The sequence below is a fragment of the Frigoribacterium sp. Leaf164 genome (genome assembly GCF_001423665.1).
GTDB classification, from domain to species: domain Bacteria; phylum Actinomycetota; class Actinomycetes; order Actinomycetales; family Microbacteriaceae; genus Frigoribacterium; species Frigoribacterium endophyticum.
This window is the reverse complement of sequence record NZ_LMOX01000003.1, coordinates 1275060-1286753: the sequence shown is the minus strand read 5'-3', so window position 1 is coordinate 1286753 and position 11694 is coordinate 1275060. Positions and strand designations below refer to the sequence as shown.

Here is an 11694-nt window from a genome sequence, read left to right as displayed (position 1 = left end):
CGCTGATCCCCGGCGCCTGTGGCGTCGCCGCCCCTGAATCGCACAGCAGGGTCCAGAAGACCGGTCGACGATCCCCTTTTGACACGCACTTCAAAGGCCAGCCCGGCTCTCGCTTTCTATCCGCTAGTCGCGTTGCACAACAGCGGCAGAAAGCACGAGAGCTTTTCTTTGCAGTCGCTCAGCGAATGTGCGCAAAAAGTCCAGATACCTACGAACGTCGTCGGGGGTGGGCTTCCGATCAGCCTTACCGTGGGCAATGTCATTCCGGCACGTGACAACGTCGCGGAGGCTAAGTTCGATATTGGCCGTTACTACATCGCCGTTGTTGCCGGGAACCTCGATGTCCCCGTCGCATACTCCAGCACTATTGCCCATGCGGGCGAACAGATCATTGATGATGTCAGCTTTCGCACTCGTCACCAGCCTTGCGAACGTCGAGGCGCTCAAAGCACCTTTTGGAGGCTTGGCATCGTCGTTCCAAAGGGCGGCGATACTCCCGATCTTCTTGAGAAGAGCAGTCCGCTGATCTTCATCGCGGGATGTGACTATGGACTCGAGTCGCGGAAGAGTGTGCGCCTCGCGCAATCCTCGAGGTAGGCGACTCGACTCCACGTCCCCCGTCCCAACTGCATCGACGTATTCCTCAGCAATCGTCTTCAGGAATGACTCAAAGTGGCTAACGAGAAGCACGACCGCTGCGCGGCAGAGTGCATTTGCTTCGGCTTCCCGCTGCTCCGCCGCCACCGCAAGTTCACGAAGCAAATCAACCTCGGTCGTTCCATCTGAGAAAATTTCAAGAGCCACGTGGCAACAGGCCCTCTGAAATCAACTCAGCAGGAAGGGAACTACCCACTCCCAAAGCGGACAGGCGGTCGCTTAGTGCAGACACCCGATACAGAACACGGGTGCGGTCCGCAGTGGCCCGGCCAATAGCGAGCTGAAAGCGGCTTTCAGCCGCAAGGGCTTGAAGTGCGGCCCGTGCTGCGTCCTTCTTCTGTCGGAGAGCACCCCGATCGGAGTACGCGACGGAAACCATTACAGCGTCGAAAAGCGCCTTATTCACTGGGTTTTGAGAGCCTGGAGCCATGAATGGCCGTTCTCCGAAAACGTCCCGAACAACGGCACATACCTCGGCAAATTCATCAGCCCCCGTAGCCCCGATCGCGACCTTACGGTGAGTTCTCATGTACGCGTTCAGTAATTGACGCAGTGGTGGCTTGTAGGTGCTTATTCCATCGACGAGGGCAAAGTAGCGAAGGACAAGCTCCTCGTGCCCCATGCGCTTGTTTGTAAAACTGCCAACGAGCTCGGTGAAGTAGCTCTTCTTCGCAAGGTCTTTAAGAGAATCGTTAAATGGGCCCCGGTAGACGGAGTTTCGCAACTCCTGAGCGGTGAGGCTAGCGGCACCGGTATTGAGACGCTCGAAGACGTCGAATTTGATGTCGGGATGACTGTCCGCGGTGATGACGATGCAGCGAATGGTTCGGCTCTCGAGACGACGCTGATCCTTCGGCGCCAAGTCGGAGAACGTCTCACCATTCAGCTCCGACAGCACTGAAACACCAGTCAGCGCGAAATCATCGTCGAGGAACTTCTGAATAGTCGTAAGCCGCTGCAGTCCATCGATTACTTCGTAAACACCGTCGTCATCCTCGGCGAAATAGCAGACAGGAATAGGCACGTTCAGTAGCAGCGATTCGATCAAGCGGGACGCCTTACCACTGTCCCAAACGTACTTCCGCTGGTATGCAATGTTGAGACTGATCCTGCCGGTGCGGATGTCCTCACGAATCGAACGCACGCCGAGGTCGTAGGGCTGTGTCACTAGCTTGCGCTCATCGGGAGCTATGGAGAGCGGCTCCGCTTGTTCGGTCTCATCACTATCGTCAGGACCGTCGAGAGGGTTATTGGAGGCAGAACTGTCCTCGTCCTCGAGAGCAGACGTGCTTTCGTGCGGTGTCATGGTTTCCTTCCCAGATTCGAACCAGACTGCACCGTCCACGGCCTTGGAGCAACCCTCTGGCGGCTGCCACCCGCTACAGCAAGCGAAGGCAGCCGTCAACACACTGACGCGCCGCCGCAGGAAAGATGTCCTACGCCTCGGCCCACTGAATGGCCCGGTAGACCGTCGAGCGGGCGACGCCGGACAGTTCCGCGATCTCGCTGGTGGTGTGGGCACCAGTGCGGTGCAGCTGCACGAGGTGCTTCTCCTGCGAGGGGTGAGCTTGGGCTTGCGGCCTCGGAGCTTGCCGGCGCCTTGGCGATGGCCATGCCTTCTCGGGTGCGGGCCCGGATGAGGTCGGCCTCGAACTCAGCCACCATGCCGAACACGTGAGCAACAGCCGGCCGACAGGGTCGGTGAGGTCGGTGGGGTCGTAACGTTCTCCGCCGAGATTCAGGGCATCACCCTTCTTCATCAGCTCGTCGGCGATGTCGGTTGCGTTGCGCAGCGAACGAGCGAGGCGGTCTAGCTTCGTCACGACCAAGACGTCCCCGGCACGGCACGAGGCCAGTGCTTCGCGGAGCCCGGGTCGCACTCGAGTGGTGCCCGAGGGCCCGTGGCCAGCATGCACGTGTTGATCGTCGGCACCCAGCGCTGCAAGACCTTCACATTGTGCTGCGAGATCCTGTCCCAAAGTCGGGACGCGAGCGTGTCCGATGAGCATCCGCCGGCTGTAGCGTTCAGCCCCCGGTCACCGGGCCCTTTTGCGGGACACGCCTACGCGAATCAGCAGGCCAGGAGCCACTTGACCTCACCCGATCGACTACGGCTTAAGAAGGTGTTGCGATGAACGACCGTCTAACGGGCGCGCGGTCTGCGGGCTTCCCAGAAATCCGGATCGCTTCGAAAGCCCGTCTCGAACCGGTTGCCGTTCCTGGCGGGCAGATCCGACCGTCGGCCGAGTCCACCGGAATCGATCGTTTGTGACGGGTGCCGCGTCAGGTTAGGGCGGTTAGTCGTCAAAGCGGCGCCGCGCCTCCTGGATGGCGGGCAATTGGTCGCGTGCCCACGCGAGAATCGCGTCGACCGGCTCTCGCAGAGTCTTGCCCAGCGGCGTGATGCGGTACTCGATTGCCACGGGTCGAGTGCTGAGCACAACTCGCTCGACCACGCCGTTGCGCTCAAGTCGGCGCAGTGTCGAGGTCAGCGACTTCTGCTTCACCGCCGGGACGAGCCGGCGCAGTTCGCTGAATCGGCACGGTCGTTCGCACAGTTCATTGAGCACTTGTAGGGACCATTTGTCGAGCACTTGATCTAGGAGCTCACGCTGGGGCGCGTCGATCTCGAATCGGTCCGTCGTGGGGCTTTTGGTATCCGTCACGAGACCCAGTCTCGTTGAAGTGACCACTGAGCACCAGGTATCCATGAGGTACCACCTAGACAGGAGACACAAATGACCGTGCACCTCAGCTCACCCACAGCCCTGATGCAGCCCACTCCCTACCACCACGTCGCGATCGGCACCGGCACCCGCCACGTTCACGTGTCAGGTCAGATCTCGCGGACCCCGGACGGGACTCCGGTGGCACCTGGCGACCTGGCCGGCCAGGTTGCTCAGGCGCTCCGCAATACCTACGAAGGACTGGCCAGCGCTGACGCCACATTCGACGACGTCGTCCGCCTGACCTTCTACGTCACCGACTGGGAGCCGGCCAAGATTGAGGCCTTCATGGCCGGTGTCACGGAGATCGCGGAGGAGATCGGCCTGTCGCTGCCCATGCCGCCAGCATCTTTGATCGGGGTGGACTACCTCTTCGAGCCGGACGTGCTCGTTGAGGTCGAGGCCACGGCGATCCTGGACTGACTGAGCACCGGCCCATGCCCTAGGCGCCCAGTCGGGGACGGGTTGTCAGACATATCTGACCAGCGTCCCAATCGGCGCCCTTATGGTCCCGAAAAACGAAGACCGGTTCGAAGCCTGACTTAGAACCGGGTGCCGTGTCAGGCCTGCCAGGAGTACCCCCGCGGCCAGTCCAGCCGGAATCGATCGTTTTTGAACGTCTCGGTAGTGATGCCATACCGCCACAATGAGTCGCTCAGCGCGCAGCCGGCACGTGAGAAGGCGAGGGGTGGTGAGGGACTCGCCCGTCCAAACATTCCGACCGGCATTGATCGCTCTCCGCTTCAGTGACGTTCCACCTTCAGGGCCCATGCCCTGAGCCTGTAATCACACCCAGAAGACGCGCCGTTGCCTCGTCGAGATCGGTACCCAATTGATCGGTGTGACCAATCGATTGGACCGACCTCATGAGCACTCGGGCGGCGTGGAGAGCGACGTCGCCGACCAGGACAGCGAACGCACGGCCGTGAGGATCCGCTAAGCCAACTTGGGTTTCCTCCTCTTCCTTGTCCTTCGCCGAGTCGGTGACTGTAGAGCGCGCGTCACCGCCTATTGAGCTACGGATGAGCCGTTCATGGATCGACAGTCCGGCCAGCTGGAGGTCAAGAGCAAGAGCAACGGCCACTTGCTCGTCTTGCGACAGCGTCACGAGGTTCGTGTCGACACCAACAGCTTGCCGGCGTGGACGCGACCACAAGGATTCGACCTCGCGAGATACCGCCTCCCAGAGACGAAGCTCCGGCTCTGCATGTGTCGCAAGGGTCAACCTGCGCTTCACTTCGCGTGACAAGCGCTCGCGCATCGACCTGACGAGCGTTTCCGAGGAGCGCTCGTCGTGACCGACGGTGGCGTAGACGCCGACATCAGGCGACGCATCTCCCTGGTCCGCCTGATCCAGAACGTTCATGCGCTGAGCCAAGCCAACGGTTCCCGGCCCGCGGACTTAGTTGGCGGAAAGCATGCTGTTGCGTGCACGAATGGCTTCGTCTGTTTCGGGGAAGAAGGTGGCTAGGCCGAAGTTCACAGCCATGGCCTGAATCTGCTCGACGACGGGCCGAAGCTGCTTTTCATACTCGGCGAAGCCGGCGTCGATGTCGCCGTTTGTGCTGACGAATGCGTCGTAGAGGGCGGTGGCGCCAATGATTGCCAGCGAACCCCCCATGCCGGCGGCAGGAGATGCGCAGTAGCCAGCATCACCCACCAGTCCCACTCGACCGCTTGACCAATGCTCCATTCTGGTTTGCGTGAGCTCGTCAAAGTAGAAGGAGTCCGCGCTCAGGCCCTTGTCGAGGAAGGCCGTGAACTGGGGGCCCGCATCGACGAATGCGGCGCGCACGATGTCTTTCTGCTCCTGCTCGTCGTGGTAGTCGTAGGCGAGCTTTTCATCCGAGTGGAACAGGAATCCGATGTCGGTCTTGTCCTCATAGGCGTTCAGCATCAGGGTCCTACCGGGCGTGCTGAGAATGCGGGTGGTGTCTCGGGGGATGAGGGACTCATCCACGATCGTGACCGTGAAGTAGTTGTGAAGGAAGTGGGTGAAGTCCACTTCTGGCCCAAAGCGGAGTTTCCGAACGTTGGAGTGATTGCCATCGCAACCCAGAATGAGGTCGAAGTCGCTATCGGCTCCTTCTCGGAAGGAGGCCCGCACGCCATCCGGGCCGTCGGTCAGCTCAGTGATGGAGTCGTTGAAGCGCACTTCGACGTTCCCTTCAACAGCTCCGTAAAGGATGTCGAGGAGGTCATCGCGAGGAATTTCGTACTCGCACTCCTCGTCGTCAGCCAGCGCTTGCTCGGCCTCGAGGAGAACGTCGGTTCCGCCATTGAGGTTCGTGAATTCGGTCCGGCGCGGCGGCAGGCTCTTCGCGCGAATCGCTTCGAGGATCCCCATTCGCTCCGCAATGCCGACGGTGTCGTCCTTGATGTCTACAGGCGTACCCCCCCGCTTTAGACCGGCCCCTCGTTCCACGATGGTGACCTGGTAGCCGAGCCGGTGCATCCAAAACGCTGCCGTCAGACCTGCAAATCCAGCACCAGACACGAGCACCTTAGGGGTATTCGTCGTCACGGCGTCCTGTGTCGTTGTCATTTTTCTCGAGCCTTTCTGCTGGTGTACCTAATTGTGTAGTCACTCGAACTATAGGCGCAATCCACGAATGTGCTAGTTTCGATTTATGGGTAGCCAGCAGGGACTTCGAGAACGGAAAAAGGCGCAGCAACGGGAGCACATCGCCGACACAGCTGCGGCGTTGTTCGCGGAACGCGGCTTCGATGCGGTGTCGATGGCGGACGTTGCCCGAGCCGCAGACGTGTCCGACCAGACCGTCTACAACTACTTCCCATCGAAACCGGACCTCGTGCTGGATCGCGCAGACGAGTACAGGGGGTTATACGGGCGGGCCGTCCTCAACCGATCGGATGGCCAGAGCCCCGCGGACGCGATCCGACCTTTAGTGATGTCCGCTATCGAGTTCTACCTCGAGGAGCAGCCGCGGCTTGCGCGGGGCGAGTTCCCCGCCCTGTGCCTGCAGAGCGGCACTCTGCGGCGCTTCGCGCTCGAGCTCCGTGAGGAGCAAGCGCAACACCTCACGGTCGCTCTCCTGGAGACAGACCCGGGCATCCATACCGTTGTCGCCCAAGCGCACGCCGCGGCTCTGGTCTCAGTCGTGCAGAGCATCACCGACGCGGTTGGCCGTGCCGTCATCGATGCCAGTTCGCCCCAGGAAACGGCGACACGAATGCGGGATGACGCCGCAGCAGCTCTTGATCACCTGGACCAGATGTTCCGCAGCGCTCTCGTCCTGAACAGTCAAACCCCTCACACAACAGCAACCCTCTTGAATGGAGAACAGTCATGATCGATCCCACCCAGCCCGGAAAAGTGCTTCGATTCACCGCTAAGCCAGGCAAGGGGGAAGAGCTTTTCGCCCTCTGCGCGCAGATGAGCGAGCGTTCCCCCGCGGTCGACAAATGCATCATCGCTCGCGACGAAGACGATGCAGACACCATGTGGGCCATGGAGTGGTTCATCAGCGATGAAAAGCTTGCTGAGCAAGACGCTGACCCGGAGTGGGACGACATTCATGCCCAAATTGGCGCCCTCATCGCCGACTTCCAGCAGATCAAAGTGCGGGCCGTCTACTCACACCTCTGACCTGAAAGTGCTCGTTGACGCGGGCACCCTCACCCGTGACAAGCGAAACATCTAGGCGTACTACGCCCTCGACCCAGGGGCTCTCGATTCCGTGGCCACCCCGCTGGTCAGTGCTTAGGCCTAGGTCTCCTGGCGCTCCCCGCTCAGCTGGTGGCCGATGCCAGCCGTGGATCAAGTCCGTACTGGGCAGGAGCGGAGAGGTGATCGCGCAGCGTATTTCCCTCGTAGTCGTCGTGGTAGAGCCCGCGTTGCTGCAGGATCGGGACGACCTCGTCGACGAACGTGTCGATGCCGTCTTCGTTTACGTCGATCGAGACCCAGAAGCCGTCGCAGGCGTCTGCCTCGAACCACTCCTGCAGATGGTCCGCGGTGACGGAGGCCGGCCCGACCGGGGTCGGGTGGTAGTCGATGACCCCGTGCGCGAGGACATCGCGGATCGTCCACCCTTCACGAGCAACCTCGAGCGCACGTGCCGACCTCGGGTCGTAGGGATTTGGACGCGCCGAAGCGAGCTGCGCCGCTGTGAGAGGCAAGTCGAGCTGCTCGAGGGTCAGGGGAACCGGCAGGCTGAGCATCGCACTCAGATACGGCACTCGGTCGGCGACGGTCAGCTCGCCCAGCGCCACCCGACGGTCAAGCGCCTCGCGCTTCGTCGCGGCGATCGCAGGCATGACTCCGGCGAAGAACTTCACCTCATCGGGGTTCCGGCCCGCCCGGCGCGCGGCCTCCCGCAGCGCCTCGCGCTGCTCCCTGGCGTCGTCGACCGTGAAGACGGCGCCGACGACGCCATTGGCGTACCGACCGGCGATCTCAGCTCCGTTCGCTCCGCCGCCGGCGGAGAAGATGACGGGTTGGCCCTGCTCGGAGGGAGGGAGGGGCAGCGGTCCCCGCGAGGCGACGTACTCGCCCTGCAAGTTGATCGGCCGGATCTTTGCGTTGTCGGCGAAGCGACCACTGGCGGTGTCTTTCAGCCATGCGTCCTGTTCCCAGCTGCCCCAGAGCGCTTGGACGATCTGAATTGTCTCGTGGGCGCGCTGATACCGCTCGGGACGCGGGGCGATCGTCTTGCCGTAGTTCGCAGCGGCGGCGGGATCGCTCGTGGTGACGGCGTTCCACCCGGCTCTGCCGTGGCTCATGATGTCGAGGGCTTTGAATTGGCGTGCCAGATTGAACGGTTCTGTGAAGGTGGTGGAGCCGGTCGCGACGAGGCCAATGTGCGATGTCTCACGGGCGATGGCGGCGAGGGTCAGCATCGGGTCGAGCGTGATCATGAGTGATTCGCGGCTCAGGTCGCGCTGTTCACCGAGGAAGTCGGGGAGGAACAAGAACGCGAACTTGCCCCGCTCCGCGGCCTGGGCGTAGCGCACCTGGGCGTCGAAGCTGGTGTAGTTCGCCGGATCCACGCCGGGGGCGCGCCATGCCGAGGTCTGCGACCCGTAGCCGTTGCCCAGGTGCATTCCGAGGATCATCTGTTTGCCGGTGGTCATACGTCTCCTTCGGTCAGTCGGTCTCGATCCCCGCTGCGCTGCAGCAGGGACTCGCGCGAGCGGGCGACCACGTCCTCGTCGACGGGCGGGAGTGCCAGTTCTCCGGCGGAGGCGCGGAGGCCGGCGAGGTGGATCGCTGCGTGCCGCCGCCATGCCTCGGGCGCGTGCGCTCCGGTGGTCTCGATGATCCCGCGGAGGGCCCAGAAGAGCAGGTCCAAGTCGGTTACTGCGGCGTCCGCGCGGACGGTGCCGTGGTTGGTGGCGTCTTCCAGCAGATCCGCGATCAGGACCCGATACTCCTGGCGCAGGGTGGCGCTGTTCTCATCGCTCCAGATCCTGGCTAGGCAGCCTCGGTTCGCTGACTGGACCTCGCCGAGTGCGTAAACGAATTGCTCGAGTCCGCGTCCGCCGGGGGCCGTCCGCGCTCTGCGCGCAAGCGTGACGACTTGCTCCATGAACTCGTGCACGAGTTCCGCGATTAGTGCGTCTTTCGTGGGGAACCGCCGGTAGAGCGTGCCGACCCCCACTCCCGCCATCTGGGCGATCTCCTCCACTCCGGCGTCGAGCCCGTGGTCCGCGAAGACCTCGCGCGCGGCGTCGAGGAGACGCTGGCGGTTCTCCGCCGCGTCGCGGCGCAGAGCTCGGGGCTCGACGTGCTCGCGGTCGCCGCCGGTGCTGGTCGGAGTTGTCATCTCGTGCTCCCTCGCGGGTGGTGGTACGGCACGCTCGGTGCCATTACTCGGACTCGTCCCCGACGACGGTACCGCCGGCGACCATCGCCACTTCCGCATGCCGCAGCTGCACGGGGGGCTCCTCGAGGTGCGAGCCGACGACGTGGCGCGTGATGCGGGGGATGAAGAAGCCCGCGACGCCGGCCAGGAGCATGGCACCGGCCAGAACGAGGAAGCCTGCGGTGTAGCCGGACTCGGCGGGGAAGCCGGCGGTCTCACCACCCGACGCGACGATGCTCGCCATGACCGCCGCGCCGAGCGAACCGCCGATGGTACGGATGTTGGCGTTCATGCCGCTCGCGACGCCGGTCTGCTCCCTGGGGACGGCGCTCACGATGATGTTCGACATTGAGGAGAACGCCAACCCGAAGCCGATTCCGGTGAGCGCGGTCGCGACGACGATCTCCCATACCTCCGTGTGCGCCAGGGCCAGCGTGAGCAGGCCGACGAGAGAGATGACCGTTCCGAATACGAGGACGAGGCGTGAGCCGAACCGCTGAGCCAGGCGTCCGGCGACCAGGCCCACCAGGAACATCATCAGCGCATTGGGGAGCAGCATCACGCCAGACAGGGTGACGGTCGCTCCGAACCCGTATCCGGCGCTCGACGGAGTCTGCAGGAACGTCGGGAGGAAGCCGAGCATCGCGTACATCGCGATACCGAAGAGAAGGGCGACGAGATTGGTAGTCCACACAGAGCGGACCCCCATCATCCGCATGTCGATCAACGGATTCGGGCTGCGCTTCTCGACGACTACCCACACGACGCCGATCACGACGGCCGCCGCGAGAAGCCCGAGAACGGGAAGCGAGATCCAGCCCCGCACAGGGGCCTGGCTGACAGCGAGGAGGAGAGCAACCAGCCAGCCGGACATCAGCGTGGCGGCGCCCCAGTTGATCCTGCCCGGACTGCGCTCGGAACTCTCGGGGACGAGAAGCAGAGCCGCGACCGCTGCGACGACGACCATCATCATCGGGAACCAGAACAGCCAGTGGTAGCTGAGAGCCGACACGATCGGCCCGGCGAGGACGATGCCGAATCCGGCGCCTATGGCGGAGAGCGCGGCGATCAGACCGACGGCGCCGCCGACCTTCTCACCGGGGAACTCATCGCGGATGATTCCGAAGGCGAGCGGCAGCACTCCCCCACCGACCCCCTGGATCACGCGAGCGACGATCATGACTCCCAGGGACGGGGCCAAGGCGGCCAGCAGAGATCCGAGCGCTAGGGCGACCAGTGCGACAACGAAGACGCGTTTCTTACCCGACATGTCGCCGAGACGGCCCATGATCGGCGTGAAGATCGACGCCGAGAGCAGGTAAGCCGTTAGGACCCACGTCACGTTCGTCTGTGACGTGCCCAACGCCTCACGGATCGTCGGCAAGGCCGGAATCACGAGGGACTGGAGCAGCGCGAACGCCGCCACTCCCAATGCGAGGACGAGGAACGTCACCTGATGGTGCGTGCGCTTCGTGGACGTGGTCACGGGTCTCCTGCCGTTAAAGGGAATCTTCACTCCGGTTAGCCACAGTAACACTAACCGGAGTGGCAATTCCGTTTCGGCTCAGAACTGCCGCGCCCCGACGTCGACGCGGGACGACGAAGTCAGGAGCGCCCGCACACGATCGGAGGTGGCGGGCGTCCGCGAGCCGTCCGCCGCGGCGTCGACGGCGGCCGCATACAGGGCGGTGTACACGGCGGACTCCGGCTCGAACCACCACGACTCGGCCAGCGTGCCGGCATCGACCGCATCGAAGCCGAGGGTGCTCAGCAACTTCGACGCGCGTGCCTTCACCTCGACGTCGTCACCGGCGATCGGGAGCGCGGCGCGGGGGTCGGAGGAGGCGAGTCCGGGGATCAAGACCCACTGCACGAGCGAAAAGCTGCAGCACCGAGCAATTATGCCGGTACTCTCGCGCCGGTCGAATCTGACCTCGCTCAGCAGATCACTCGTGATCCTTGCGCGTTGGATTTCCTCGCGATCGACAGCGACGCCAGTGAGCTTGAGCTGGAAGAGCGCATGGTCGTCCGCATCGCGGATACCCTCCGCGAGCTCGGACCAGGCTTCGCGTTCGTTGGCCGACAGGTGCACTTCGAGGTCGACGGCGACCAGTTCTTCGCCGATCTCCTGCTTTTGCACGCCAAAGAACGCCAATAGAGACGAGCGAGGCCTTGATCTGCCGCGTCGAGCCGACAACAGGTGCTAGCTCAGAACTACTCGACGGGCACTCACCGCGGACGATGCTCAGGCCTCCGGGATCTCGAAACCGTAGGTCGCGACCGTGACTCCTTCAGGCTCGGGGCCACCGCGAACTCCAGTGTCCAGAGCGTCGAGCTGCGCGATCTCACCCGCAGCGAGCTCGAAGTCGAACACATCGAAGTTCTCTGCGATCCGTTCCGCCCTGGTGGACTTCGGGATCACCTGCACCTCCTTCTGGAAGTGCCAGCGGAGCATCACCTGAGCGGCCGACTTGCCGTACTTC

13 protein-coding genes and 2 pseudogenes are annotated in these 11694 nt (G+C 63.1%); 4 read left to right on the top strand and 11 right to left on the bottom strand.

Translation table 11 applies throughout. The features are described from left to right. Positions 1 to 123: 123 nt before the first annotated feature. The 4 genes and pseudogenes from ASF82_RS15640 to ASF82_RS14040 form a co-directional block, all read right to left on the bottom strand. Positions 124 to 804 carry an MAE_28990/MAE_18760 family HEPN-like nuclease gene (locus tag ASF82_RS15640; protein ID WP_156370159.1) on the bottom strand — a complete coding sequence of 227 codons (681 nt, stop codon included), beginning with the start codon at positions 802 to 804 and terminating at the stop codon, positions 124 to 126. Beyond that, complete coding sequence (locus tag ASF82_RS15365; protein ID WP_082514656.1) at positions 794 to 1963, bottom strand: DUF262 domain-containing protein; 1170 nt, start codon at positions 1961 to 1963, stop codon at positions 794 to 796. Before ASF82_RS15365 ends, ASF82_RS15640 begins: the two co-directional genes overlap by 11 nt. 130 nt (positions 1964 to 2093) lie before the next feature. Continuing rightward, positions 2094 to 2666, bottom strand: a pseudogene (locus tag ASF82_RS14045) (recombinase family protein). Positions 2667 to 2954: 288 nt separating this feature from the next. After that, positions 2955 to 3323, bottom strand: coding sequence for a helix-turn-helix domain-containing protein (locus tag ASF82_RS14040; RefSeq protein ID WP_056058239.1), 369 nt, complete (start codon positions 3321 to 3323; stop codon positions 2955 to 2957). A 72-nt stretch (positions 3324 to 3395) separates the two neighbouring features. Between ASF82_RS14040 and ASF82_RS14035 the strand changes: the two genes are divergently transcribed. After that, a complete protein-coding gene (locus ASF82_RS14035; RefSeq protein ID WP_056058236.1) occupies positions 3396 to 3806 on the top strand; it encodes a Rid family hydrolase in 411 nt (136 codons plus the stop codon). 337 nt (positions 3807 to 4143) lie between these two features. On the opposite strand, the gene ASF82_RS14030 is transcribed toward ASF82_RS14035, so the two are convergent. Both ASF82_RS14030 and ASF82_RS14025 read right to left on the bottom strand, forming a co-directional pair. Beyond that, positions 4144 to 4749 carry a hypothetical protein gene (locus tag ASF82_RS14030; RefSeq protein ID WP_056058232.1) on the bottom strand — a complete coding sequence of 202 codons (606 nt, stop codon included), beginning with the start codon at positions 4747 to 4749 and terminating at the stop codon, positions 4144 to 4146. Positions 4750 to 4785: 36 nt separating this feature from the next. Next, on the bottom strand, positions 4786 to 5928 hold the full coding sequence (locus tag ASF82_RS14025; protein WP_056058230.1) for an FAD-dependent monooxygenase: 1143 nt from the start codon (positions 5926 to 5928) through the stop codon (positions 4786 to 4788). An 85-nt stretch (positions 5929 to 6013) separates the two neighbouring features. On the opposite strand from ASF82_RS14025, the gene ASF82_RS14020 reads away from it, so the two are divergent. Together ASF82_RS14020 and ASF82_RS14015 are read left to right on the top strand one after the other, a co-directional pair. Further along, positions 6014 to 6697 (top strand): TetR/AcrR family transcriptional regulator, encoded by a 684-nt coding sequence (locus ASF82_RS14020; RefSeq protein ID WP_056058226.1) that lies wholly within the window; start codon positions 6014 to 6016, stop codon positions 6695 to 6697. Then, complete coding sequence (locus ASF82_RS14015) at positions 6694 to 6993, top strand: putative quinol monooxygenase (protein WP_200925463.1); 300 nt, start codon at positions 6694 to 6696, stop codon at positions 6991 to 6993. Before ASF82_RS14020 ends, ASF82_RS14015 begins: the two co-directional genes overlap by 4 nt. 143 nt (positions 6994 to 7136) lie before the next feature. Here the strand turns inward: ASF82_RS14015 and ASF82_RS14010 are convergent, their stop codons facing one another. The 4 genes from ASF82_RS14010 to ASF82_RS16235 all read right to left on the bottom strand — a co-directional run bounded on the left by ASF82_RS14010 (position 7137) and on the right by ASF82_RS16235 (position 11084). Continuing rightward, positions 7137 to 8480 (bottom strand): NtaA/DmoA family FMN-dependent monooxygenase, encoded by a 1344-nt coding sequence (locus ASF82_RS14010; protein WP_056058223.1) that lies wholly within the window; start codon positions 8478 to 8480, stop codon positions 7137 to 7139. Beyond that, entirely contained in the window at positions 8477 to 9172 is a 696-nt protein-coding gene (locus ASF82_RS14005; protein WP_056058220.1) for a TetR/AcrR family transcriptional regulator, read from the bottom strand. Before ASF82_RS14005 ends, ASF82_RS14010 begins: the two co-directional genes overlap by 4 nt. Before the next feature lie 43 nt (positions 9173 to 9215). Next, positions 9216 to 10697: an MFS transporter gene (locus ASF82_RS14000; protein WP_056058217.1), complete on the bottom strand. Its 1482-nt coding sequence runs from the start codon at positions 10695 to 10697 to the stop codon at positions 9216 to 9218. A 78-nt stretch (positions 10698 to 10775) separates the two neighbouring features. Beyond that, positions 10776 to 11084 carry a hypothetical protein gene (locus ASF82_RS16235; protein ID WP_056227957.1) on the bottom strand — a complete coding sequence of 103 codons (309 nt, stop codon included), beginning with the start codon at positions 11082 to 11084 and terminating at the stop codon, positions 10776 to 10778. Between the two features lie 93 nt (positions 11085 to 11177). On the opposite strand from ASF82_RS16235, the gene ASF82_RS16230 reads away from it, so the two are divergent. Continuing rightward, positions 11178 to 11369 carry a PDDEXK nuclease domain-containing protein gene (locus ASF82_RS16230; protein ID WP_235491295.1) on the top strand — a complete coding sequence of 64 codons (192 nt, stop codon included), beginning with the start codon at positions 11178 to 11180 and terminating at the stop codon, positions 11367 to 11369. Between the two features lie 87 nt (positions 11370 to 11456). On the opposite strand, the pseudogene ASF82_RS16225 reads toward ASF82_RS16230, so the two are convergent. Continuing rightward, positions 11457 to 11694: pseudogene (locus tag ASF82_RS16225) on the bottom strand (aldo/keto reductase); the annotation flags it as partial.